We start from the raw sequence: 24,331 nt of genomic DNA on the forward strand, positions 1-24,331 counted from the left end.
GAACCTTTGTCACTAGCGCGCCATGGCCTGAGTACGGTGATTATCCTGCTCTTGGCGCTGCTTATTCAGTTCGTCGAGATAGCCCGCAAGCCCGAACCTATGGCATCAGGCATTCCGTGCCCTTTTCCGGAGCGGCTCAGGCACGTTAGGTGCCTGCTTGTTAAAGCAAAACCTCAGGGCCATAGCCCTGCCGTATGGAAAGTCGCGTACCCGCTTCCCCGAGGTTGACTCGTGTTCAAAAAAATTGGCTGGCAGTGAGTGAGCGACGGTTGCTCACTTGGCTTTGCGGCATGATGCCGGCCTCAATCACACCTGATCGATTGACCGCTATCGGCATGGTTGGCGCCGCTCTGGTTTTTGTCGGCTATCTGGGCAGCAATCTAGCGACTTGGTGGCTCTGGATCGCGTTGCTCGGCTATGTCGTTCAATGGTTTGGCGACTCCCTCGATGGAAGCTTAGCTCGTTTCCGCGGCATCGAGCGACCGTCCTACGGCTATTTTCTTGATCATAGTTGTGACGGCGCCGCCAACTTACTAATCGTAGCTGGGATTGGTCTTTCGCCATTCGTAGACATGACGGTCGCTATGATCGCCTACAGGCGGATCAACCGCCTTCTGCGACAAAGCCGCTCGTGGATACAAAAGCGCTGGAAAAAAGGATGGCTAAACGTGAGCGAAACGTACAACCTCCATTTCGGACAGACTGCCGGGTTTCACTCCCTTTTCTTCTCGGCTGTTCTGACCTGGCCAGGTTGCCCCCAACCGCGAGGCCGAGTGGATGAAGAGGCGAGGCGCAATCTCGACACCCCCGGGGAGCGCTTCGCCTCTTCTCTTCAATCATAGGTTGCTCAGTCTGATGGGCTCAGCTCGAGCTCAGCCTTGGCGATTGTACCATTCGCAGACCGGCGCTCGTTAACGCTGCTTACCCAGCCTTTCGGAGGTATTTGCGCCGAAACCGCTCAAAGCGCGTTTCGCGACGATGCCCACGTATCAATTTTGCATATTTGAAGCCGGCGAGCGCAGGAGCACGAGCACGGTCACGCTTCCAAGCGTGGCCGCTGCGGAGTCCATGGTGCAGCGCTATGCAGGCGATCTGCTGCGTTTTCAGGAGCCGTCTATTTTCAATAGAGACCTAGAGGTTCGTGTTTAGACCGAAACAGGTCTGACGCTGTTCCAGATCCTGATCGTCGGCATGCCCTCCGCGGCGACCGTCAGATTGATCAAGCGCTGATTTCCGCAATCGCAGCCAGCGTGCAAAGCAATTCTCGATTCTCGATGTAATTTGCCGAGCATTTGACCAGCAATGCGGAGTGCTAAAAAGCTACGTACCGGACGCGTGACAAGGCGACCGCATCCACCTTCACGAAGAAGGCGCCCAAACGCCGCGGCTTCGTGCGCGATACTGTGAACGTACTGTACCTGCCCCGATCGCACGTTCGTCAACGCTATTTTCACCAGCTCTGCCGCATTGTCTTACGGTGGTCAGTGCAGCGGACTTGCTCGGCTAGTCTCCCAGTCGGCCGGCGTGTGCTTGCTGATAAGCAGACCCGCAGCGCGCAAGCTGGCTCTCGCCGCAACCGGTGCAGTGGCTTGGCAGCATTTAAAGAGGTAAACGTCCTCCCACAATCAGGCGTGCGCACGGTTGTTGCCGATCCCGCTAGCCGATGAACATTACGCTAAGACCGCTGCTCGACCTTCAGAACTCGTCTATTGGCTCGGCACCAAAGCTAATGCACGGTTCCGGCTTTACGTCGCGTGCTGAGCTGCGCCAGCCTCAAGCCTACAAAGGTCCGATGAATAACTATTGCGTCGCACGCTGACTGCTTGGCCTTCTTTAGCCGCGTAGAACCTGCACTGTCACTTGATCCCGCGCCTCCGCTGCAGCTTGGAGCAGCCGGCTGCATGTTTCTGCCGCGGCGTCCGGAGTCAAATACAGCGCGATGCCACCTGGGCCATGGACGATTACTTGGCCGTCATCAGCGTGGACATCAATTGGAAGATCATCAGGTCCGGCCATAGCGCCCTCCTATGGAAGTAACGTCAGGGGTTTGGCGAAGATCCTGTACGCTACGGACACAGATGTGCTCTGCAACTACACCCGATAAGCCGTTCGATGTCGGATGTGCAGCCTCACGACCTGATCAGCCCGGCGGCCCGCAGTGCGTCGTTGATCGTTGCCGCCGTGTCTAAGCGCCCGGTCGCGGCGCTGGGCGTCTTGACTGGCCGAAGCGGCGCAACGGTAGGAACAATGCCCCACGCGGCCGCTATCCGGTAGGTGGAGGAGATACCAGCGTCGAGCATGTGCGCCCCGGGGGTACCGCAGGCCTCGTCGCCGCGGGTCGCCAACGGCGTGCCACGACCCATGCCTGAGACCGTGTACTGTTCGATCACCGCCCGACCGGTGGCATCGCGCCAGGTCCGGTGAGCATGCCCCGCGACCCGCCCGACCGTGTCGGGCTCGCCAACGCGGTGGAGCCCGCGCCACTGGTCGACGATCATCTCTGCGTTGACAGCGTCGACTGTCGGGTCGCTGCTGCCGTGCCAGACCGACACGGCGGGCCATGGCCCGCGATGCGGCGATGCCGCCCGTACCCGCTCGCTGAGGCTAGCGCGGTCATGGCCGCGGCCGCGCATCCGCTCTAGCGCCTCGGGCACCCCCCACGCGGTGCCGAACGGCAGCCCGGCGATGATCGCGCCGCCGGCGAAGATCTCGGGATGGCAGGCCAGCATCGCCGAGGTCATCGCTCCGCCCGCCGACAGACCCGTGACGAACACCCGTGCCGGGTCGAGCCGATGGCGCTCAACCGTGGCGAATACCATTTCGCGGATAGACTCGACCTCGCCGCTACTGCGCCGCACGTCCTCGGGCGAAAACCAGTTGAAGCAGAGATTGGGGTTATTCGCCCGCTGCTGTTCGGGGAACAGCACCGCAAAGCCGAACCGCTCGGCCAGTTCGGACCAGCCTGAGCCATGGTCGTAACTCGCGGCGGTCTGCGTGCACCCGTGTAGCACGACCACCAGTGGGGCGTTGGCAGCTAGGCCGGCTGGCACGTACAGCAGCGCACGCAAAGCGCCGGGGTCGCTGCCGTACCCTTCCATTGGGGTCAGATTATTGTTCTGCCCGTCGCCGCGAAGGGCGGACTGCGGCATTTGCTTAAGGTGAGTGATCGTGTCGGAGATTGAGCGCATGCGATGCTCCTTGTTGGCAGTGAGGAGCATGGGACCAGCGATGCGACTGCCGCACACGCGATCATTGTGCGTTGCAGCAAATGTGGGGTCCTTGCTATGATCCTGCAAGGTGGCTGGCATGCGGAAACTGCAACGATCGAAGCGCCTCCGCTCCGCGACCACGCGGCTAAACGACTGCGGCAGCGACCTCGGCAGCTAGGGCCAGTCGACGTGATGATGATGCGCCGCTCTAGCTAAGCCAGATGCGTGCTTATAGAGTTATAACTCGCCGTGCTGGTCGGCGTGTCCCTGCAGACTGATAGGCTTGCAAAGCAGGAACTGGGCCTCGACGCATCCGGCCCAGTTGCTTTGATGTCTTACCTCACAATGGTGCTTGATACATTGTTGTCAGGGCCCATGATGCTGACCTGTCATCACGCCAGCTCACCACAAACGAAACCGGCCAGATCTGTAGCGATTTCGGCTGTACGTCGCAGCCGTCGATTTTCAAGTGTCTCGACTGCGATGGTCAGCACAGGGTAGATCGCCAACGTTCGGAGCCTGAAAGCTCAAGCAGCGAGCGCGTATTGCCGACAGTGATCGAGGTAGCCGGACTCGTGACTTCCGGCGAGGAAGACGACGCTTTCCCAAAGCCAGGAGGGCGCATCGATTTGACCCCCGCGATTCCCGCGCAGCGTGTCGAGCCAGCTCGCCCGCGTTGCTTCGTCCATCTGCCGCGCGTGCGCCTTGCCGACCACGAACGCCAGATAGCGCGCCGAGCGCACAGCCTCGCGATGGCCGAACTGCTCAATCTCGATCTTCAGATCCTGCGGCGCGAGCTCGCGAAGGAACAGCGACCGGTCGAGTATCCGGACCGCCATCATCCGGGCGCCCAGATGCGGTGACAGGGCCCGGGCCGCTGTCACCACCCGCTCGCCATGATCCGCAGGCATCTTGGCGCCGCCGGCGGCGGGCGCAATCGGTGCCGCCGCCTGCTTCAGATCGACGAGCGCATAGCTCCAGCTGCCTTTGCTCGTCCGGATGCCGACGATCGCGGCATATCGCAGCAAGCCGAGCGAACTGCACCCCTTCATCCAATATGCGGCGTCGACAAGCCGGACTTTTCGATCGGCGGGCTTGCCCTTCATCGACAGAATCAGGTGCGCGACGTCCGGCTTTGCGAACAGGTCCTCCAGTGCCGAGCGCTCGACCGGGTCAAGCGTCCAGAACTTCTTGCCGAGCGGAATCCGCGGCTCGACCGCCTCGAGCCGCTCCTTGGCCAGATGGCGCCAGCGCCGTCCGAGCGCGGTGCGCCTGATGCTGCGGACGACGTCAGGTTCGACCCCGGCATCGCCGCTCGTCGGGTCGAGGATCGCCTGGGCATAGCCCTCGACCATCTCCTCCATCATGCGAGCGGTGGTGACACCTGGCAGATCAGAGCCGCGGGCCGCAGTGGCAAGCGAGAGGCCGAGCCGGATGAGATCGTGGGCGGGATTGCCGATCACTGCCTGATCGAGATCACGAATCTGGATCTCGACCCTGCCGTCACTATTGGCAAGCGGCCCCATATTGCCAAGGTGGCAGTCGCCGCAGATCCAGACCGGTGGACCCTTGGGCAGACGATCCGCCAGCGACGAGGCTTGCAACCACTCGTAAAAATTCGCGGTGTTGCCACGCACATAGGCGTGAGCAGAGCGCGCCATCTTCAGGGTGCGATTGGCTTCAAGAATGGCAGAACGTTCGGTCGGAAGGGGCATCAAATCGCAACCTCGCTGTCTTTTCAGCCAGTTCAACGTGCCGGAAGTCATTTGTGTCGCATTGTTGCTGGCATTCGGGAAAAGCCGCTTTCCTCCACGCCGACCCCAGGCTGGGATCGTTAACCTTGTGCGGCCTCCACAAGCGATCGACGGTGCGCCTCGAAACTCTGGGCTTCGACAAACACACGGGTAACGTCCGGGTGCGCGGCCTTTATGGCGCGCTCGATCGCACTCACCGTATCCTCCACGCCGGCTGCGGGCAGTGTGTTGCTGAAATCCAGGCTCAACGCCACCAGAACATCGTTCGGACCAAAATGCATAGTCAGCGATTCGTTGATCCGCTCGACACCATTTCCGGCCGCGGCGATCGAGCGGATGCTGGCGCGAACCGGCGCTGAGACTCCCTCGCCGGTGAGCAGGCTCTGACACTCGTACGCGAGAAAGGCGGCAGTCAGCGCCAGGATGATGCCGATGATGACAGAGGCAACGCCATCAAGGATCGGCATCTCCAGCGTTTGCGCAAGCGCGATGCCGATCAGCGCCGTAACGAGACCCAGAAGCGCCGCTGAGTCCTCAAACAGCACCGTAAAGATGGTCGGATCCTTGCTCGCGCGGATCGCGGCGATCCATCCGCCATCTCCTTTCTCGGCACGGAACGCCTTGAACGCGACCATCCAAACTGCGCCTTCAAACACAATACCCAGTGCAAGCACGATATAGTTAACCCAAGCATCCTGAATCGGATGCGGGTCCCTGATCTTTTCGATGCCGTGCAGGATGGACAGTCCGGCGCCTAGACCGAAGATCAGGATGGCAACGACGAAAGCCCAAAAATACAGACGTAAGCCATAGCCAAACGGATGCTCTGCTGTTGCGGGTCTTGCCGCCTGCCGCATCCCGTAGAGCAGCAGTATTTGGTTGCCGGTATCAACGAGCGAGTGGATGCCTTCCGACATCATGGCCGCCGAGCCGGTGAAGGCAGCCGCGACAAACTTGGTCCCGGCGATCAGCGCATTGCCGCCAAGCGCCGCCAGAATGACGGTCTTCGAGCCGTGTCCGGCCATTTATCTGTGTCCCGAAAGTCGATCAGCGCCTGACGCGCGCTTCGGGCGCCTCTAGGGCGGCAGCTTACCGAAGTCGAGTTTGTACCCGAAAACAGCGACACCCATGGTCCCGTCGGCGGACCTTGGGAACGTCATCCGCCCTTATCGTCGAAGGCGACAAGCAAGCACGACCCATCGACCGGTACGGCGCGAGACCCGCACGTTCCAGCGACGGCGTGTCGCCTGCAGAAAGGCACGCTGCAGGTGCGCGGCATGTTGCGCGAAGTCGGGATAATCCACACGGTGGTGGGCCAGCACCAGAGTGCCGCCTGAGCGGAGCGTAGCGGCGAGGTCACGAGCGGTTTGGATCATATCGCGCAGCGACAGGTAGTATAGGACTTCGGCGACGACGATGACGTCGTATTGAACGCGCGGCAACCGATCGGGAATGACCAGCTTGAGGGCATGTGCGCGTCGGCGACCCTTCAAAGCCTTTGCGACCAGCGCGGTGCCGCTTTCCGTACCCTCGGTAGCGTCCAGGCGCAGCGCTCGCGATGCGATCGCAGCACTGTTGGAACCGTTGCCGGCGGCAACTTCGAGCACGCGGCCCCATGGTCCTGTTCCGATGGCATGCAGGACGGCGCGACGCTTCAGCGCCTCATCACCGTCGGTGAAGGTCGACCAGGGGTCGTCGTCATTGGCAAACTTGCGATCAAACCCGTCGAGCGAGATCGGCCTCATCGGCGGCCATCCAAGAACAGCTCGCAAGGCCGCGTGAAGGTCGCGATCTGAGCCGGCGTCATCACGAAGCCTTGAGGATCGTCGGTGATGCGGCCGGCCTGGGTCCGATATCTGCGCACGGCGTGACGCTTGGCGAGCCGCTCTTGCGCGGTCAGGAGCAGAGCGCGGGCTCCCGCAGGCCGCGAGCCGGCCGGCCAGACCGGATAGGCAAGCACGCGCAAACCGGGACGCCGCAGCGTTGAGGCGCAGATGGCGGCGCTGCGATGATCGGGATGAGCGTCGCTGGCTGCCGACACGGCGACCAATGCTGGCCCGCCATGTCCCAGCGCACGGGCCAAGCCGCGTCGCGCAGGCACGGTGTGCCGGTGAAGGCACCCGTCGGGCAGGTTGAGAAACGTTACGTCGTTCGCGGCCACGCCGATCTGGCGCAGCACGCGGCGGCTCTCTCGCCGGCGCTCCGCCGTCAGCCGGCGACGCGGCCAGCGCAAGCTGTTCGGATGCGATGCGGCACCGTCGGTCAACACGACTACTTTCACCGCCACGCCTCGCCGCCGCAATCGGCACATCAGCGCGTACGCGCCGATGGTTTCGTCGTCCGGGTGGGGGGCGACGACGATCAGCCGCCGTGGCATGCCGACACGCAGCCTCATAGGCACGCCGTGAGCGTTCCCGCCGCGATAGCAGCGCCCACCTGCATTCGCTGCGCATCGGGGGCAGGCTGGCGTAGGTACATAGACAAGTCGGTGATTGCGGCAGCAAGCGGATGAGCCGCGAAAAGCGATTGCACACCCACCGCCTGCTCGGCGAGTTCGATCGCAGGACCACCCGCCCCGTATACGGCCGCGCGAGCGGCAGCGACTAGCGGCAGGCGCGACGCCTCGTCGGCGAACCAACCCGTCGCAGCGGTGCGGATAGCGCCGGCTGCCGCCTCGGCGAGGCCGTAGAGCGCGGCCAGGCGCCCTGCCTGATGCGGATCGTTCGCGCGACCAGTGGCGACGAGGTGCGAGGCCACATGGTCGAGCAATGCCGCGATGCCTCCCGCCTGCACCGCTGCAAAGCGCAGCGCACCGCCGCTGAACCATGGCTCGCGCACATAATCACCAGGCGCGCCGATCAAGTCTTGGGCCGCAACCAGTGCATCGTGCCATCTTACAACATGGGTCTCCGACCGCTGCATTCCAGCCACCTGCCAAAACGTCCGGTCTATCTGCGGAGGCGTACGCGCGAGATCGACGAGCAGCAGTTGGCGGCCACCCGCGACGTCTACGCTCACCAGCGCATGCGAAATCAGGCCCGCACCACTCGCAAAGCTCTTGCCGCCAGTTAAACGCAATTCATCAATCCGCAGTGGCTCGCCTGCCAAGTCCGCGTTCCACACGCCGAACGCTCCGCCGCCCACCACTGCCGCGGCTGCGCGCTCGCGCTGCTTCGCGTCTCCATATCGGTTGACGATCTGCAAAGCATCGACATGCCCCTCGAACAATCGCCCGAGCGGCAGATCGGCTCGGCCGGCCTGGTAAAGGATCCGCAACAACCCAAGCATCGTTTCGGCATCGGCAGGATCGTCGAAGCTGTCTAGCAGCGTCGATCGAGCAGTAATTTCGCGACGTAGGTCAGTCACGCTGCCAGCCGTCCGGCGATCAACGTGGCCAGTTCGACCTCAGCGACCCCCAAAGACACGCATCGCATTCCGCCGGGCACCGTGGGGACAACCCGCATGGCGAAGGCTTCGCCGTTGGGACAGTCCCGAGCCACGCCCCTGATATGATCGATGGCGAGCTCAACGCCGGCAGCCAATTTGGAGAAGTCGCCGCTTTCAAAAGAGGAACGCGCGATGGCATGGAAGCTGTACTGCCAAGCAGCATCGCCAGGATGGGTCACCTCCACTATCTCTCCATTTCGATCGAGCGCACGAAGGCTCCCCGCCAAGCCGTCTGTTACGCGACCAAAGCGCCGGTCGGATGTATAGACGACGCTGGCGGCATCCCGTCGAACGTGCAGACCCGCGCGTGCCGCATCATCAATCAAAAGCGCGTCCTCGCCGCTTGCAAGAGCCATGAACCCGCCCAACGAGCGATAGCTCTCGACGAAGAGTCCGAGGTTCGCACCGCTCGAATGATGATGCGTGTTCGTCGCGTCCCAAGCTACCGGGTCGAGCGTTCGTCGAAACGCGTACAACGCATCGTAATACGCTTCGAGCCGATCCTGAACAGGGTTCGATCGAGTTACTTTCCGGATGACCTTACCCGCAACGACGTCCGCGTGATGCAGCGCGCTCACCATCGTTTGCAGCCAATCTGCGGCAGGCGTGCTGTCCGCATCAGTGGTCAGCAGCACGCCGGCACCGTTGAGGCAACGCTCACCAAGAACCATAGCCTGATGACGCGCGCGACCTGCGTTCGGCGCCAGGTCACTCACCTGTTCGACGAACACCGGGAGCGACGCGTTGACGGCGTAATCCCGAGCCACTGCTACGCTTGCGTCAGTGCAGCTGTCCAGCAGAAGGCAGAGCCGGGGTGCGACATCGCTCCGGACCATCTGTTCCAAGGCGGCGAACAGCTTGGGAAGCGCCGTCGCCTCGTCGCGAGCGGGCACACAAATGGCAATTGGAACCGTTGTTCCTCGCCAGTCGATGCTCAATTCAGACCTGTGCGCATAACCTACGTTTAACGGCACGAGCCGCTTCATGCGTTGATACGGATCAACAACGTGCACAGGGCCAGCGGCAGAGTTGAACAAGCCAAGTTCAAGAAGCGGGATGCCACCAACATATTGCAGCCGCCATCCCTGGCATGCTGCGAGCCGGCACATGCCGGCTCGCAGTTCCGATTAGGCTAACATGCGCAAACCAGGCTCGCGATCATAGAAGCGCTTGCTGGCCGCTTCGATGAAGGCGTCGTCCAGAGCGGTCACGCCTTCATCGACTTCGATCCCTGCCTTGTCGAGGAGGGGCTTGGCCGCATCGCTAGCACCGATCCCTTTCAGATGGCCAAACGCGTCCATCACAAACTGGATTGCGGCGGCTTCCTTTACCAACGCCGCACAGCCCTCCTCCGAAAGCACCACTGCGACCGCATCGAAGATCTGGCTCGGAGACCCCGCGAGCTGCCCGTCGGCCTTGCGCTTCGACCCGTCGGCCAGCGTGGCGCCGCCGACCTTGGGGGCGACCAGTACCGCCTTGCCCTTCGCGGCCCCGACGGCGGCGATCACTGCGTCGATCTGCGAACCATCACTACCATCGGTGTAGAGGATACCGACGCTGCGACCCTCCAGCGAGTTCTTCATGTTCTTGTGGATCGACAAGGCGTCGGACGGGGTCATATCGACCGGCTCACGCGCTGCCGCTGCCTTCTCCGGCAGCTCGATGCCGAGACCGTCTGCCACGCGCTTTGCCAAATCCTCATCGACGTTGCGCAGGTTGGCGACCATTCGCGGCGGCACCTGGTCGAGCAATCCCACCTTTGACAGCTCGAAGACGAAGGACGAAGCGATATGCGCCTGCTCGTTTTCGGTCTGCGAGCGATAGAAAAGTCGCGCCTGGCTGTAATGGTCGGCGAACAGATCGGCACGGATGCGTAGCTTGTCGCCCGCTTCATCGGGACCAGTTGCGGCGTTCACGGTCGCGAACCCCCGCTCCTTGCTCTCGCGCGGTCCGCCATCCTCGCCATGCGCGGCAAGGCTGTTGGGTTCGTAGTTTGCACGGCCCTTGGGGACATGGGTCTGCATCTTGCCGTCGCGCTGGAAATTGCCGAACGGACAGCGCGGCGCGTTGATCGGGATCTGGTGGAAGTTGGTCGTCCCCAGTCGCGAATTCTGGGTGTCGAGGTAGCTGAACAGCCGCCCCTGCAGCAGCGGATCGTTCGAGAAGTCGATGCCCGGCACGATATTGGTCGGCAGGAACGCGACCTGCTCGGTCTCGGCGAAGAAATTGTCGGGATTTCGGTTGAGCGTCAGCGTGCCGATGATCCGAACGGGCACGTCATCCTCGGGGATCAGCTTGGTCGCGTCGAGCACGTCATAGGGCTGCGCCTCGGCAAAGGCTTGGTCGAACACCTGGATGCCCAGATCCCATTGCGGGAACGCGCCGGTGTCGATCGCTTCCCAAAGGTCGCGGCGCTGATAGTCGTTGTCTGCGGCCTGGAGCTTCAACGCCTCGTCCCAGATCGTGGACTGAAGGCCCAGCCGCGGCTTCCAGTGAAACTTGACGAAGCTCGCCTTCCCCTCGGCATTGACGAGCTTGAAAGTATGCACGCCGAACCCCTCCATTGTCCGGAAGGAGCGCGGCAGCGTGCGATCGGACATCGCCCACATCAGCATGTGCGTCGTCTCGGGCATCAGGCTTGCCCAGTCCCAGAAGGTGTCGTGCGCGCTGCCCGCCTGCGGATAGGCGCGATCGGCCTCCATCTTCACCGAGTGGACCAGGTCAGGAAACTTGATCGCATCCTGGATGAAGAAGACCGGAATGTTGTTGCCGACCAGGTCCCAATTGCCCTCCCTGGTATAAAATTTGACCGCGAAGCCGCGCACGTCGCGCGGCGTGTCGACCGATCCAGCGCCGCCGGCAACCGTCGAGAAGCGGACGAAAACCTCGGTCTGCTCACCCTTGGTGAACACCGCCGCCTTCGACAGATCGCTGATATCCGCCGTCGCCTCGAACACGCCGTGCGCGCCGGAACCGCGGGCGTGAACGATCCGCTCGGGGATGCGCTCATGATCAAAGTGGAAGATCTTCTCGCGAAGGACGAAATCCTCCAGCAGCGTGGGCCCACGTGCGCCCGACTTCAGGCTGTTCTGATTGTCGCCGATCGGCACGCCGTGGTTTGTCGTCAGGACCGCGGCGTCGCCAGTCGCCTGCTGGTGGCGCTCACCGCCATTGCCCAAAGTCGTCTTCATGTCGCTCATGTGAGATCCCTTGTCCGCCCCGGTGCGGCTCTCGTCCCGAACGAAGCAGCCGGCAGATGGTCCCATCTTCAATGCACTCGCCCATCATCTGAAGATGCGCCCGTCCTGCTCCAGGCGAAATGTCGACGATCAGCGGCACGCAACCTACGTGAGTATGCCTAATCTAGATCAATATTTCTTGGTGGATCGCAACTGGCAGCTCAACGTTCTTGATCTACAAAGCAAAAGGGGCATGCGTGCATATCGTCCATCTTGCCCTGGGCGGCTGCCTAAAGGCACCCCCTGTGCACTTCGGTATAACCGCAGATACGGGCGGACACATTGCCTACGTCGTGGAAGCGGCGCTGGCACAAGCGCGACATCCAGACGTGCGGCAGGTCACCCTTGTCACCCGACGCTTCGATGATGATCGACTTGGCCGCGAATATGCCCAGCTGTATGAAAAGATTGCGGCAAACGCCGCGATCGTCCGCATTGCGACGCCCAACCCCAGCTATCTGGAGAAGGAAGCACTCGCAGCTGAGTTGCCGGCCTTTATCGAGAGCTTCTGCGCATATATCGCCGACCTTGAGCTTCGACCTGACGTCATCCATGCTCACTTCGCCGACGCCGCTGCCGTTGCAGCAATCGTCGAGCGCCGCTTCGGCATTCCCTTCGTCTACACGCCGCACGCCCTTGGCCTCGACAAGCAGCGTCAGGGCTTCGAGTGCCCATCGCTTTTCGCCCGGATCGAAAGCGAACGTGCCGCGATCCGCCATGCCTCCGCGATCATCGTATCGACGAAGGAAGAGGCATCGCGCCAGCTTGGCGCCTATGGCGTTGCTCTGGGCACCCGCGCGCGCATTATCCCGCCTGGCGCACCGGCGAAACGCCTGACGGGCGAGCCGACGATCGTCGACGCGCTTGGCAATTGGCTATCAAACCCGGACAAGCCGATCATCCTGGCGATCGCGAGACCGGTCGCGAAGAAGAACCTCGCCGCGCTGATCCGTGCATACGCCAGCGATTCGGTACTGATCGAGAACGCCAATCTGGTCATCCTTGCCGGTCAGCACGATCATGCGAGCGACGAGGAAGCGGCCATTGTGGCTGGCTTGCGCAAGGTCGCCGGATCGCCCGAGCTCCGCGGCCGGATCGCGCTGCCGCCGCGCCACTCGGCTGCGGACGTTGCGGCACTCTATGATCGAGCGTCAAAGGGCGGTCTGTTCGTCAATCCGGCGCTTCATGAGCCGTTCGGCCTGACCCTTTTGGAAGCGGCTGCCGCGGGCGTGCCCGTGGTCTCCACTAAGCGCGGCGGCGCGGCGGAAATCGTCAATAACCTCGGCCATGGCCTGCTGATCGACCCGACCGATGAGCCTGCCATCGCGGCGGCGATGCGCGAAATCCTGGGCGATCCGGTACGGCGCCGCAGGTTCGCGGCGGCGGCGAAGCGCGGCGCCAAGGCATACGACTGGAGCCGATATGCCGCCGCGTCGATATCGGCCTATGCCGATCTTGCGGAACCCGGCCTGCTCGCGTGCGACATCGACAACACGCTAACAGGGAATCGCCGCGCAGCGGCGTCCTTTGCAGCATGGCGAAGCGCGTCGGCTATGCCCTTTGTCGTCGCGACCGGACGCTCCCTACGGATGGCGCAGGCGATCCTTGCCGAATGGGGGCTGCCGGTTCCCGACGCCTTCATCGTCGATGTCGGAACCCGGCTCATGCTGCCTGATGGTCAGGGCGATTGGCGTGAATGCCCGGACTTCGCGGCCGCGCTTGACCGGGAATGGGATCGCAAGGCAGTTGAAGCGGCGCTTGGCGATCTCGAGCTCGATTTGCAGCCGCCCCAAACCGCGGGACCGCACAAGCTCAGCTATTTCGGCGACGAAGCGGAAGCGATGCGTATCCGGTCCGCACTGGCATCTGCCGGCGTCACGGCCCAGGTGATCTTCTCGCACGGTCGGCTCATCGACGTCATCGCGCCGGCCGGCGGCAAGGCCAACGCCATTGCCAGCTACGCCGCACGCCTGGGGTTGAGCCTCGCTGAATGCATCGCCGCGGGGGACAGCGGCAATGACGCCGACATGCTTGCCGCTTGCGGCAATGCGATCATCGTCGGAAATGCGAGCGAGGAGCTGGCCGACTTGCCCGAACGGGCCGGCCTCTACCGAGCGGCGGCCTTGAACGCGGACGGTGTGATCGAGGGGCTGGCGCGGTTGGGCCTGGCTGTTCTGCCGACGGCGAAGGTAGCATGACGCAACCAATCGGCTATTTCGTTCACCACCAGGGTCGCGGTCATGCCGAGCGCCTTGCCGCGATCGCGCATGCGCTTCCCGAAACGCGGCCGCTGACCGTCTTCTGCGCGCGCGACGACATCTTCCCTGCGCTGCCGCCAAGCGTGGAGATCATCAAGCTGCCCTCATTGTTCGAGGCGACGGGACAGGAGCGGGGCACGATGGACTGGGTGCCCACGCCAGACACGCTGCACTGTGCGCCGCTCGGCTGGCCCGGCATCCGCCGGGCGATGGCGATCATGACCGAATGGTTCGACCGCGCCGATCCCGCGCTGATGATCAGCGACGTGTCGGCCGAGGTTGCGCAGCTTGCCCGCATCTGTTCGGTTCCGCACGTCAAGATCCTTCAGCATGGCGATCGCAGCGATCCGGGTCATCGGGCGGCCTATGACGGCGCCGCAGGCCTGATCGCGCCGTTCCATGCAGCACTCGCGCAACCCGACTGGACCGAAGCGTGGCGCGCCAAGACCTGCTTCGCCGGCGGGCTCGGCGTCGACACGCGCGTCCCCGAACGCGAAGTCGCGCGCCAACGGATCGGCGTGGGCGTGGACGAGGAGATGATCCTCGTCCTGTCGGGCGGCGGCGGCTCAGGCTTTGCACAGGCGCCGATCGGGGTCGGTGCCCGCGCGCGGCCGGGTGCACGATGGATCACGATCGGCAACGTCCAGCGCGATTGGCACGCCACCGAGCCTGCCAATGTCGAGCATCGCGGCTGGGTCGAGGAAGCCGCCGACCATATCGCCGCCGCTGACCTAATCGTCGCCTCTACCGGCAACACGACCTGCCAGCAGATCCTCGCCGCCGGGCGCCCCTGGCTGGCAGTCCCTGAATGGCGCTATTTCGACGAGCAGCATCGCAAGGCTGACGCGCTCGGGGCAGCCGGCGCGGCGACGGTGCGGCCCTATCTGCCGGCCTCCGCACATGGCTGGACCGCCGCGCTTGCCGAAACACTGGCGAACCACTGCCCCGCCAAGCAGCGGGTCATGATCGACGATGCGCCAGCCGAGTGCGTCGCCCGGTGGCTCGAGGCGCTGGCTGATCGGCTCTGGAACGCTGAACCGATCCACAACACCACCGACGACGGAGCCCTGATCCCATGAACATGATTTCAGTCGTCACGCTCGCTCGTGGCCGCGCCGACCACCTCGCCAACGTCGTGCGGGGTCTTTGCCGCCAGACGCGCCTGCCCGACGAACTGATCATCGCGGTGATGCAGGAAGAGCTCTATTTGCTGCCGGAGGCGCCCTTCCCCATCCATCAGATCCGCATCGTGGCCGACGAGCTGCCGCTTGCCGCCGCGCGCAACGCCGCCGCGGCAAAGGCCTGCGGCGAGAGCGTGATCTTCCTCGACATGGATTGCATCCCGACGCCCGACCTCGTCGCCGATTACGCCAGCGGGCTCGAGGCGCTAGACGGTCTCATCATGGGCGAGGTCATGTACCTGCCCGGCGGTGCGACGGCGGGCGATTGGACGTATGACGGTTTCGCCGCGGTGGCTGAGCGGCATTCGGACCGGCGCGGCCCGCCCCCGCACGGGATCGAGATCTGCCCCGATTATCGCTGCTTCTGGTCGCTCAGTTTCGCGATGCGCAGAGCGACGTTCCTGGGTAGCGGGGGCTTCGACGAGCGCTATGCCGGCTATGGCGGCGAGGACACCGATTTCGGGAAGATGCTGAGCCTGGCGGGCGTGCCGATCGCCTGGATCAAGGGCGCGCTCGCCTATCATCAATATCATCCACACCACATGCCGCCCGTCCATCACCTCGACAGCGTCGTCCGCAATGCAGAGCTGTTCGAGACAAAATGGGGATATCGGACAATGGGGCACTGGCTGCACGCCTTTCGCCTGATGGGGCTGGTCGACGACACGCCGGGTATGCCGATCCGCATCCTGCGCCGCCCGAACGAGGCCGACCTCGCACTGACCGGTCAGCAGAGCCACATGCCCTATGCCAACTCGGCCCGCGTCCTGCGCATGCTTGAGGCGGAGGCGAACGCGACGCAGGTGTCGGTCGCGGCGTGAGGATCGCCATTCTCGCGCACCTGCGCCAGCCGATCGCCGAGCCGTTCGCGGGCGGCATGGAATCGCACTGCTGGCATCTCGTGCGCGGGCTCGCCGATCGCGGGCATGAGGTGGTGCTGTTCGCGTCGGGCGACAGCGATGCCGCGTTCACGATCGATCCGGTGGTACAAGAGCATTACGAGCGTGCCTTTCCGTGGCATGTCTATCGTGGATCGGCGGTACTGACGGGGTATCTCGACGCAGCATATGGCGCCGCGTGCGACCGCATTGAACGGGGCGGCTTCGAGGTCGTTCACAACAACAGCCTGCATCGCTTCCCGCTCGAGCCCCGACGAACCGCAAAGGTGCCGACCGTCACGTCGCTCCACGTGCCGCCCTATGACGCGCTGCACTGGTTCGTGAACGCAAGTGCCACCCCGGGGCACCGCTTGACCGTCACGTCGCGGCGACAGCTGGATGCCTGGTGGCCGAGCGGCGCCCCGCCGGAAGCATCGGTCCTGCACAACGGTATCGACCCCTCACGCTGGCCGTTCGTTGCAAACGGGAACGGTGAAGCGGTCTGGTGCGGACGGCTCGCGCCAAACAAGGGACCGCATCTGGCCATCGATGCCGCCAGGCTGGCCGGCATACCGCTGACGTTGTTCGGCGCGATCGAGGATACCGACTATTTCGCTGCCGAAGTCCGCCCGCGCCTTGGCTCATCCATCCGCTATGGTGGGCACCTGAACGGCGCGGCGCTCGCAGCGGAGCTTGGCCGCGCATCGGTGTTCGTCTTCACGCCGTGCTGGGACGAGCCCTTTGGCCTCGTCGCGATCGAAGCCATGGCGTGCGGCCTCCCCGTGGCTGCCTTCGACATGGGTGCAGCGTCGGAGGTTGTGGGGGACGGCGGGGTAATGGCCGCGCCAAATGACGTTCAGGCGTTGGCGAAGTCGATCGTCGGCGCTTTGGCGATCCCGAGGCATGTGCCGCATGACCGGGTCCGGCGTTGCTTCACCCACGACATCTGGCTCAATGGCTGTGAGGCGCTGTACCGCGCCGCGAGCACGAACAGCCGGAATACATAGCCTGCCGGAACGTTGAACTACTAAATCAAAGCCGCCCTGTAATCTAAGCGAGCGGAACAGATGCGCTTGGCGCATCTAACGATTTACAGCCGCGCTTGGCATGGCCGATTGACCATCGGCTTTTCGCGATAGCTCTTGTTCTTTTGCTGATCGCTGGGCTCATACTCGTCTGGAGTCATAGGGGACGATAAACACAAGTGCCTTCCATATCGCTGGGATCACCATAGATATTTGCCGCCAAGACCCACGACCGGACAGTCCGCGCTCGCATTCGCTTTACCGTCTTCTGCCATTTTGTTCATCCGCCGGAGACGACGTCCGCGATCGAACGGGAAACGGCTGACGCCGCAGTCGTTGCCGGCTACCATCGCCGTTGGTATGCGTTGCGGCCACGATGATGCTTCGACGTGCGCGCCCAGCCCTTGCGATCCTGCTCGGGTCGCTGATCGGGGCGTGCTCGCCGCTCACGACCTTCAATCGGCTGGTGCCGAAGGATCGCGGCGGCGAGCTCGTTGCCCGAGACCTCTCCTACGGCCCGGACGCGCGCCAGCGGCTGGACGTATATGCACCCCAGGGCGAATGCGGCGCGCCGCGGCCGGTCGTGGTCTTCTTCTATGGCGGCAGCTGGAACAGCGGGACACGCCGCGGCTATGCGTTCGTCGGGCGTGCACTCGCTGCACGTGGCTTCGTGACCGTGATACCGGATTATCGGTTGGTCCCCAAGGTCCGCTACCCCGCCTTTGTCGAGGATGGTGCCGCGGCCGTTCGCTGGGCGACCGAGCACGCTGGCACCTATTGCGGGGACAAGAGGTCGATCGTGCTGATGGGCCATTCGGCCGGCGCCTATATTGCCGCGATGCTGGCCGTGGACCAGCGCTGGCTAGGGAACACGCGCGCCGCCGTGAAGGGCCTGGTCGGGCTTGCGGGACCTTATGACTTTGCGCCGTTTGATGTCGAGGCGAGCCGTGCCGCATTCGGACAGGTGCCGGACCCGGCGGATACCCAGCCCGTGACCTTTGCCGGGGCGGGCGACCCACCCGCGATGCTGCTGTACGGGGCCACCGATACCGTCGTGCTGCCGCGCAACAGCGAGGCGCTGGCCGCACGACTGCGCGCTGGCGGCGTGGCGGTCGATAGCCGCGCCTATCCCAAGCTGGGCCATGTCGGGATCGTACTTGCCCTCGCCCGTCCCTTTCGAGGCCGCGCGCCAGTGCTCGATGACGTTTCCACCTTCGTCCGCCGCGTCACGCATGGGATCATCGCAACGAGCGTCGACACGGGACAAAATGAACCATAGCGAGCGGAAGCCACCGGCGGCAGAATGCGCCACCATCCGGTTCGGTATCAGGAGAATGTACGTGGTCGAAGCCCGTTGGAACGGCTCATTGCTTGCTCGGAGCGACGATACCGTGATCGTCGAAGGTAACCACTATTTTCCTGCCGACAGCGTCGACGCGACTGTCCTTCAGCCCAGCAGCACGACAACCATATGCCCCTGGAAGGGGACGGCTCACTACCACAGCCTGCGCGTGGGCGGTGCCGAGAACCCCGACGCGGCGTGGTACTATCCCGAGCCCAAAGCAGCGGCCGAAGAAATCCGAGGTCGCATCGCGTTTTGGAAGGGTGTGACGGTAGGCTAGCCGAGACTACCCCTCGCAATCGCGCCCGCTAAGACCCGAGATTGGTCACTCACGATGCCCATTCTGCCGTCCAGGATTTTGACCTTCGTTCAGGTTGGCCTGAAACGTCCACGCGACGCGGCGTGAGGCCCCGACTTTGTTCATTGACCAACGAGGCGCGAGCATCTCTAGGGTCCGAACTTGTTCTCCGCCACATTTCGATGCTCCATCGGAGCTGGCGATCCGAATGCTCCGGCGTGGCGAAGGAGGAGCGACGCTAGTGGACCAATCCCGTCGAACAACGCTCAGGGTCACGGCTGGGCTACTGACGGTTGGTTTCTGGCCGGGCACTTGCGGGGCCGTGAACACTACATCTGGCAATCCGCGACTCAATCAGCTCGGCTTCCGCCCCGGACGGCCTAAGCGCTTCGTGTTCAGCTGCGGTACCGACCTCGTCGAGCTTCCGGTTTTTTCCATTGAGACCCTAGACGGACGGCGCGTCTTCGAAGGCCGTTTGGACGCAAAGCTACATGACCTGAGGCGTACGACCGGAGAGCATGTGCGCACCGGTGACTTCTCCGCCTTGAGAACGCCCGGATGCTTCCGCGTCCGCGTCGGTGCAGCAATCTCGCACCCGTTCTTCATCGGCGAAACGGTATACGCCACGTTGGCGCGTGACGCGGCGCGCGCCTTCTTCTTAATCCGCGCCAATGCGGCCATCGACGATGCCATTACCGGGATCCAGCACGCCGCTGGGCATTCGAGCGAGGCGACCCTGCCGGTCGATGGTATGCCACGCGATCTGACCGGAGGCTGGTACAATGCGGGCGACTTCGGAAAGTGGACGCACATGGCGGCGATCAGCGCTAGCCAGATGATGTGGCTCCACGAGCTGAGGCCGACTGCACACCGGCTATCGCTTGCGGTCCCGCCGATCTTCCCTGGGCTTCCCGATCTGCTTCAGCAGGCGCGCTGGGGCCTCGAATGGTTATTGAAGATGCAGAATGCCGATGGCTCGGTCCTGCACAAGATCGACTCTAGCGAGCGCTATGCTTGGGGTAGCGCTCCGGAGCATGACCCTTTCCCGCGGGCGGTCTACCCAGCCACGAGCCTCGACGCCGGTAATTTCATCGGTGTCATGCTCCAGGCAGAGCGCGTATTTGCCGCTTACGACCGCGCTTTCGCTGCGAGATGCCGGAGAGCGGCGCTTAGCTCATGGCGCTGGCTGGAAACACACCCCGGCGTGACGGGGAAGGACGTCAACTACCTTGATACTGATTCGTCGCAGGAGATTGCTTGGGCGACCTGCGCGATGGCGGCGGCAACCGGTGAAGCGACGCTCGCAAGGCGAGCGGTGGCAGCCCTGGCGGCCGTCCGGGCGCCGCCGCTCTCTTGGCTAGCGCCACAGGTGCTAGGCGCGATGAGCCTCGCCCGCAGCGGAAGTGCAGCCGTATCGGCGGCCCGCGATGCGATTCTGGGCTCGGCTTCAGCGATCGCGAATAGAGTTGAAGCAGACCCTTATGGCTTCTCGACCAATCCGGACGATTATCATTGGGGGTCAACCGAAGCCGCGCTTAACGCCGCCGTGCTTTGTCTCTTCGCCGCTGAGATAGATGTGCACGAACGGCCGCGCCGAGCAGCGGAGCGACTGCTGGATTACGTTCTGGGCTGCAACGCGCTCGACCTCAGCTTCGTGACCAGCCACGGCAACCGCTGCGTGCAACGACCATACCACTGGGCCTGCCGCGTGTGGGGGATTGTTATGCCGGGCTGGGCAAGCGGCGGAGCCAATCGGTTCGCTGACGGCGCTGACCCGCTCCTCAAGGCCGTCATTGAGGCGGGGACGCCTCCTGCGCGATGCTTCGTGGACGCCTGCGAGGCGAATGGCTCATGGGCGTCCAACGAGGGGCAGACGAGCGAAAACGCGTCTCTACTCCTCGCAGCCGGGCTGCTCGGGCTCTGATCAAGATGCAGCCGGCCGGGATCTTCGAAGCGGATGGCGGTGAGAACGCAAGAACGGGCGCCTTCCGCCTCGTCGGTCAGACGCTGGCCGCGACGGAACGCCTGGCAGTCATGGGCGGCGACGAGAACGGGTTCGCGGTGCTTGCCAGCCGCACCGCCGATCGTGAAATCGTCCGCATCCTCATCGCCAACTATGCGATCCCCGCGCCCTATCTGGTCGCGCGGAATCGCGACGTCTTCGAGTTCCAGGTGCCGATCGGCTCGCTACGGACGGATATGTCCCTTAAGGTCCCGCCGCGACGGGTGGACGCCGCGAGCGCCGGGCATGCCGGGTATGCGCTGGAGGTCACCGGCCTCCCTTGGGGCGACGGGCCGCACAAGGTCGTTCGTTACCGGGCGGACGCGGGGCATCGCGGCGAACGACTGGACGCCTATGTAGGCGAAGGGGGCGGTTGTCCGTCTGAACGGCGACTTGGCCGCGCCTGGTGTAGAGATGATCGAGATCGTCCGCGATATTTGGCTGATTTGCACGCCCCGTTGTTTCGCTGCAGAAACGAACAGGGTCCGTGACTTTTCAAAATCGCGGTAAGGGGGTTCGCTCCTTATTTCGTCGATCCGCGACGTAACTCTGGCCGTTCTCCTCCGCTCTCACGATATCGAACAGGCCGACCGCTTCGAAGAGCTTGGAGAAGTTTCGCGCGCCTTGATTTCTGGGATCGATCGGCGCCTGCCGTTTGACGGCGCTTCCCGCCGCACCAAGTGGCGCCCAGCCATCCTCGCCCGCAGTTGCCTGAACGGCGCCCCGCAAGACTGCGACGAGCTTCGCATCCTGACTGAGCGATTTCGGGGGCGCGGCTCGCTCGCGTCGGCCCGGGCTGGCTTTGCCCTCGACGGCGACACGGGCGGCGGCGTGGCCTCGGCCTTGCCGACGGGATTGTCCTCTTCCCCGAGCCGGTCGAGATACAAAAACGTCGTGCATGCGTTGACGAAGGGATTTGGCGTCTTGCGCTCGCCGAAACCGTATCCGGCAGATCTTGCTGCGATGCTCAACGGCCAACTCGACCGCATCTTCGCCGATGGCGTGACGGTCGAGAATGAGGTGTTCTACGAAACGCCGAGCGGACACGCTGCGTTCTTCTCCTATCTTTGGGGGCCGATGCGCGACGGGAATGGCACGGTTGAGCTCGTCGTGGGCGTCTCGCGCGACACCAGCGAACGGCGGGCGTACGAGGATGCGATGCGCACCAGCGAGGCGCGGCTTCGCGCGGCCACCGAGCTGGTCGGCATCGGCATCTATGCGTGGAATCCGGTCAGCGGCGCGCTCGATTGGGACGACCGGCTCCGCGCGATGTCGGGGCTTGATGCCGACACCCCGGCGGACATGGCGGTGTTCGAAGCAGGCATCCATCCCGACGATCGCCAGCAGGTCCGCGACGCGATCGCGCGCTGTGTCGATCCGGTGGGCGACGGCAGCTACCAGGTCGAGTATCGCGTGATCGGGCGCGAGGACGGCCTCACTCGTCAAATTGCGACGTCCGGCCGTACCAGTTTCGCAGATGGTCGCCCCGTTCGATTCATTGGTGCGGCAATCGATGTGACCGAGAGGCGTCAGGCTGAAGCCGCCATCCGCGCCAGCGAGGCGCAATTCCGCAGCTTCGCCGAACACAGCAGCAACCTGATCTGGATTGGAGACCCGGCAGCCGAAACGATCGTCTATCGCAGCGCCGCGTTTGAGCGGATTTGGGGCATTCCCTTAGACGAGGCGCCGAGCCGAGTTGTCGACTGGTTGAAGGTCGTGCATCCTGACGACCGGCTCCAGGTCGAGCACGCGCTGACCGCAGTCGAGGCCGGCGACGTGACCCAGTTCGACTATCGGATCGTCCGGCCGCGCGACGGCGGCATCCGCTGGCTGCGCGACACCAGCTTTCCTATTCTGGATGATACTGGCCGAGTCACGCGCATTGGCGGGATCGTCGAGGACCTGACGCCCGAGGACGTCCGCCAAGTCTATATCGTCAGCGGCAAGGCGGCGGGCGCGCGCAGGCTGAGCGCGCTGGTCCGTGCGCTCGGCTATCGCGTTCGGACGTTCGCAAGCGCGTCCGACTTCCTCGACATCGCGCTCGTGCTGTGGCCGGGTTGCGTGCTGGTCGATCTCCGTACGGATCGGCATGAGGGGCTGTCGATTCCTCGCGAGTTGAAAGCACGATCGATCGCGATCCCGGCGCTCGCAATCGATGCCGCGGGGGCGGATACGATGCGCGGCGTCGCGGCGATGAAGGCCGGCGCCGCCGACTACATCATCGCGGGAGACGACGCCTCGACACGCGAAGGCCTCGCCAGCGCCATCGCGGAATGCCAGGGTTCGGCGCGTGCGACGACACGCGACGAAACCGCAAGCGCCCGGATCGCCCGACTGACGACGCGCGAGCGCGAGGTGTTAGTGGGCCTTGTGAATGGCGGAACGAACAAGACGATCGGTCAAAAGCTCGGCATCAGCCCGCGGACGGTTGAGCTGCACCGCTCGCAGGTGATGAGCCGGCTGAACGCCAGCAGCCTGACGGAGCTTCTCCAAGTTGCCCTAGCTGCAGGCGTCATTCCCACGAATGATTAAATGGCGAGCGGCTGATCACCACGTGGCTAGAGCCGATCTTATTTCTGCGGCCGAATCGCAGAGCGCGAGCGGCGAGCGGCGAGCGGCGAGCGGCGAGCGGCGATTGATCAACCGTGCGCTTACTCTAAGACCCATATCCGGTCACTCTGCTGCTTTTGATCGCCATCCAAAAGCGGACGCCCGTTCATCGCCGCGTGCTCCCTTGAGTGAAGCAGTGTTTCGACCGATGTAGAGCGATGGCATTCGTCAGCATTACCCGACTGCGCATTCGCTCGCTTCGGTTCATGCCGCAATTCGTTGTCCAGACGCTTCGAACAGGGCAGCAGACAAAGCGGGCGAGCGGTTTCCTCGGCGGCTCGCTGCTCGCTGACCGCCGGCGAACATTCTGGACCATGACCGTCTGGCGCGACCAAAGCGCTATGCGAGCCTACATGACCAGCGGAGCGCATTTGAGGGCGATGCCAAAACTGCTCAACTGGTGCGACGAAGCCAGCGTCGTTCACTGGACACAGGACAATTTGATCGTGCCGGATTGGGCGGAAGCGGACCGCCGCATGAGAAAGGAAGGTCGACCGTCCAAGGTCCGGAATCCGAGCCCGAGCCATCGCGACCTCGCTTACAATCCGCCCAGAACTACTGGAGCTGTTCCGATCAAGCCGATCACAGGGGCCTAACGAGGCTACCGGGAGGACAGGTGTTGCTCGGCATCAAGAATTGTACTCCTGATTGGGGCAGCGCCGGTCGGCCTAGGCGACGCATGACCCAATCCCGACCATCCAGCGCCGCGGTTCGGCTTCTCGGACCCGGACATCCGTTCAGCTTGCTCCGAACCTTAGGCGAACGGTGTGCTCGCTTCAGCGTTCGACATCCTCGACGACGACAGGCTCACCGAAGCGCTCTTGCGCATCCGGCCTGTTGCGGCAATCAGCCGGACGATGACGGCAAGCGAAGTTCAGGATCTGCTGGTTAGCACCCTTGCAAAACGGTCAGGGGGCTCGCTGCGGCACTGGCGCCTCGTGGTCGGTTCGGTCCGGCTTCACGACGCCGCTACTCATCCGCATTGCAACTGGTCGGTCGACCCGTCGGGAGCCGCTCGCGAGATCGGCGCGGTCGAGCAGCTGCTTGACGAAGTGCGGCTCACCCATCCCATCATCGCGGCGGACTGA

General features: G+C 63.7%; 20 protein-coding genes and 1 pseudogene. 12 read left to right on the forward strand and 9 right to left on the reverse strand.

Going from position 1 to position 24,331, the window contains the following annotated elements; translation table 11 throughout:
- Positions 1–194: 194 nt before the first annotated feature.
- A pseudogene (locus tag RS883_RS13845) lies at positions 195–593 on the forward strand (CDP-alcohol phosphatidyltransferase family protein); the annotation flags it as partial.
- 1,536 nt (positions 594–2,129) lie between these two features.
- Here RS883_RS13845 and RS883_RS13850 read toward each other — a convergent pair.
- The 8 genes from RS883_RS13850 to RS883_RS13885 all read right to left on the reverse strand — a co-directional run bounded on the left by RS883_RS13850 (position 2,130) and on the right by RS883_RS13885 (position 11,610).
- A complete protein-coding gene (locus RS883_RS13850; RefSeq protein ID WP_315760769.1) occupies positions 2,130–3,218 on the reverse strand; it encodes an extracellular catalytic domain type 1 short-chain-length polyhydroxyalkanoate depolymerase in 1,089 nt (362 codons plus the stop codon).
- 518 nt (positions 3,219–3,736) lie between these two features.
- Positions 3,737–4,924, reverse strand: a complete 1,188-nt coding sequence (locus RS883_RS13855; RefSeq protein ID WP_315760770.1) for a DUF2252 family protein — start codon at positions 4,922–4,924, stop codon at positions 3,737–3,739.
- Between the two features lie 119 nt (positions 4,925–5,043).
- The gene (locus RS883_RS13860; RefSeq protein WP_315760771.1) at positions 5,044–5,988 is read right to left on the reverse strand and encodes a cation diffusion facilitator family transporter; all 945 of its coding nucleotides are present in this window, start codon (positions 5,986–5,988) and stop codon (positions 5,044–5,046) included.
- Between the two features lie 141 nt (positions 5,989–6,129).
- Entirely contained in the window at positions 6,130–6,708 is a 579-nt protein-coding gene (locus RS883_RS13865) for a class I SAM-dependent methyltransferase (protein WP_315760772.1), read from the reverse strand.
- On the reverse strand, positions 6,705–7,358 hold the full coding sequence (locus RS883_RS13870) for a PIG-L family deacetylase (protein WP_315760773.1): 654 nt from the start codon (positions 7,356–7,358) through the stop codon (positions 6,705–6,707). The genes RS883_RS13865 and RS883_RS13870 overlap by 4 nt, the downstream gene beginning before the upstream one ends.
- A complete protein-coding gene (locus RS883_RS13875) occupies positions 7,355–8,329 on the reverse strand; it encodes an acyl-CoA dehydrogenase (protein ID WP_315760774.1) in 975 nt (324 codons plus the stop codon). The genes RS883_RS13870 and RS883_RS13875 overlap by 4 nt, the downstream gene beginning before the upstream one ends.
- Positions 8,326–9,519: a glycosyltransferase gene (locus RS883_RS13880; RefSeq protein ID WP_315760775.1), complete on the reverse strand. Its 1,194-nt coding sequence runs from the start codon at positions 9,517–9,519 to the stop codon at positions 8,326–8,328. Before RS883_RS13880 ends, RS883_RS13875 begins: the two co-directional genes overlap by 4 nt.
- An 18-nt stretch (positions 9,520–9,537) precedes the next feature.
- A complete protein-coding gene (locus tag RS883_RS13885) occupies positions 9,538–11,610 on the reverse strand; it encodes a catalase (protein WP_315760776.1) in 2,073 nt (690 codons plus the stop codon).
- A 332-nt stretch (positions 11,611–11,942) separates the two neighbouring features.
- On the opposite strand from RS883_RS13885, the gene RS883_RS13890 reads away from it, so the two are divergent.
- The 8 genes from RS883_RS13890 (at position 11,943) to RS883_RS13925 (ending at position 21,124) form a co-directional block, all read left to right on the forward strand.
- On the forward strand, positions 11,943–13,847 hold the full coding sequence (locus RS883_RS13890) for an HAD-IIB family hydrolase (RefSeq protein ID WP_315760777.1): 1,905 nt from the start codon (positions 11,943–11,945) through the stop codon (positions 13,845–13,847).
- A complete protein-coding gene (locus tag RS883_RS13895; protein WP_315760778.1) occupies positions 13,844–14,986 on the forward strand; it encodes a glycosyltransferase in 1,143 nt (380 codons plus the stop codon). Before RS883_RS13890 ends, RS883_RS13895 begins: the two co-directional genes overlap by 4 nt.
- On the forward strand, positions 14,983–15,909 hold the full coding sequence (locus tag RS883_RS13900) for a glycosyltransferase (protein WP_315760779.1): 927 nt from the start codon (positions 14,983–14,985) through the stop codon (positions 15,907–15,909). Before RS883_RS13895 ends, RS883_RS13900 begins: the two co-directional genes overlap by 4 nt.
- Complete coding sequence (locus RS883_RS13905) at positions 15,906–16,973, forward strand: glycosyltransferase (RefSeq protein ID WP_315760780.1); 1,068 nt, start codon at positions 15,906–15,908, stop codon at positions 16,971–16,973. Before RS883_RS13900 ends, RS883_RS13905 begins: the two co-directional genes overlap by 4 nt.
- A 394-nt stretch (positions 16,974–17,367) precedes the next feature.
- On the forward strand, positions 17,368–18,270 hold the full coding sequence (locus tag RS883_RS13910) for an alpha/beta hydrolase (protein ID WP_315760781.1): 903 nt from the start codon (positions 17,368–17,370) through the stop codon (positions 18,268–18,270).
- A 61-nt stretch (positions 18,271–18,331) separates the two neighbouring features.
- Positions 18,332–18,613, forward strand: coding sequence for a DUF427 domain-containing protein (locus RS883_RS13915; RefSeq protein WP_315760782.1), 282 nt, complete (start codon positions 18,332–18,334; stop codon positions 18,611–18,613).
- 340 nt (positions 18,614–18,953) lie between these two features.
- The gene (locus RS883_RS13920; protein WP_315760783.1) at positions 18,954–20,555 is read left to right on the forward strand and encodes a glycoside hydrolase family 9 protein; all 1,602 of its coding nucleotides are present in this window, start codon (positions 18,954–18,956) and stop codon (positions 20,553–20,555) included.
- Between the two features lie 5 nt (positions 20,556–20,560).
- Positions 20,561–21,124 carry a hypothetical protein gene (locus tag RS883_RS13925; RefSeq protein WP_315760784.1) on the forward strand — a complete coding sequence of 188 codons (564 nt, stop codon included), beginning with the start codon at positions 20,561–20,563 and terminating at the stop codon, positions 21,122–21,124.
- 4 nt (positions 21,125–21,128) lie between these two features.
- Here RS883_RS13925 and RS883_RS13930 read toward each other — a convergent pair whose 3' ends face one another.
- A complete protein-coding gene (locus RS883_RS13930; RefSeq protein WP_315760785.1) occupies positions 21,129–21,362 on the reverse strand; it encodes an OST-HTH/LOTUS domain-containing protein in 234 nt (77 codons plus the stop codon).
- Here RS883_RS13930 and RS883_RS13935 point away from each other — a divergent pair.
- The 3 genes from RS883_RS13935 (at position 21,258) to RS883_RS13945 (ending at position 24,331) form a co-directional block, all read left to right on the forward strand.
- Positions 21,258–23,165 (forward strand): PAS domain-containing protein, encoded by a 1,908-nt coding sequence (locus RS883_RS13935; RefSeq protein ID WP_315760786.1) that lies wholly within the window; start codon positions 21,258–21,260, stop codon positions 23,163–23,165. The two genes, RS883_RS13930 and RS883_RS13935, sit on opposite strands and share 105 nt — an antisense overlap.
- 236 nt (positions 23,166–23,401) lie before the next feature.
- The gene (locus RS883_RS13940) at positions 23,402–23,839 is read left to right on the forward strand and encodes an antibiotic biosynthesis monooxygenase (RefSeq protein ID WP_315760787.1); all 438 of its coding nucleotides are present in this window, start codon (positions 23,402–23,404) and stop codon (positions 23,837–23,839) included.
- 171 nt (positions 23,840–24,010) lie between these two features.
- Entirely contained in the window at positions 24,011–24,331 is a 321-nt protein-coding gene (locus tag RS883_RS13945; protein ID WP_315760788.1) for a hypothetical protein, read from the forward strand.

The sequence above is a fragment of the Sphingomonas sp. Y38-1Y genome (assembly GCF_032391395.1).
In the GTDB taxonomy this organism is placed as follows: Bacteria; Pseudomonadota; Alphaproteobacteria; order Sphingomonadales; family Sphingomonadaceae; genus Sphingomonas.

Bases quoted from the DNA above. Each gene is read 5' to 3' on its own strand.
- RS883_RS13850 (WP_315760769.1), bottom strand. From the start codon at position 3,218: ATGCTCCTCACTGCCAACAAGGAGCATCGCATGCGCTCAATCTCCGAC.
- RS883_RS13855 (WP_315760770.1), bottom strand. From the start codon at position 4,924: ATGCCCCTTCCGACCGAACGTTCTGCCATTCTTGAAGCCAATCGCACC.
- RS883_RS13860 (WP_315760771.1), bottom strand. From the start codon at position 5,988: ATGGCCGGACACGGCTCGAAGACCGTCATTCTGGCGGCGCTTGGCGGC.
- RS883_RS13865 (WP_315760772.1), bottom strand. From the start codon at position 6,708: ATGAGGCCGATCTCGCTCGACGGGTTTGATCGCAAGTTTGCCAATGAC.
- RS883_RS13870 (WP_315760773.1), bottom strand. From the start codon at position 7,358: ATGAGGCTGCGTGTCGGCATGCCACGGCGGCTGATCGTCGTCGCCCCC.
- RS883_RS13880 (WP_315760775.1), bottom strand. From the start codon at position 9,519: ATGTGCCGGCTCGCAGCATGCCAGGGATGGCGGCTGCAATATGTTGGT.
- RS883_RS13885 (WP_315760776.1), bottom strand. From the start codon at position 11,610: ATGAGCGACATGAAGACGACTTTGGGCAATGGCGGTGAGCGCCACCAG.
- RS883_RS13895 (WP_315760778.1), top strand. From the start codon at position 13,844: ATGACGCAACCAATCGGCTATTTCGTTCACCACCAGGGTCGCGGTCAT.
- RS883_RS13900 (WP_315760779.1), top strand. From the start codon at position 14,983: ATGAACATGATTTCAGTCGTCACGCTCGCTCGTGGCCGCGCCGACCAC.
- RS883_RS13910 (WP_315760781.1), top strand. From the start codon at position 17,368: ATGATGCTTCGACGTGCGCGCCCAGCCCTTGCGATCCTGCTCGGGTCG.
- RS883_RS13925 (WP_315760784.1), top strand. From the start codon at position 20,561: ATGCAGCCGGCCGGGATCTTCGAAGCGGATGGCGGTGAGAACGCAAGA.
- RS883_RS13940 (WP_315760787.1), top strand. From the start codon at position 23,402: ATGGCATTCGTCAGCATTACCCGACTGCGCATTCGCTCGCTTCGGTTC.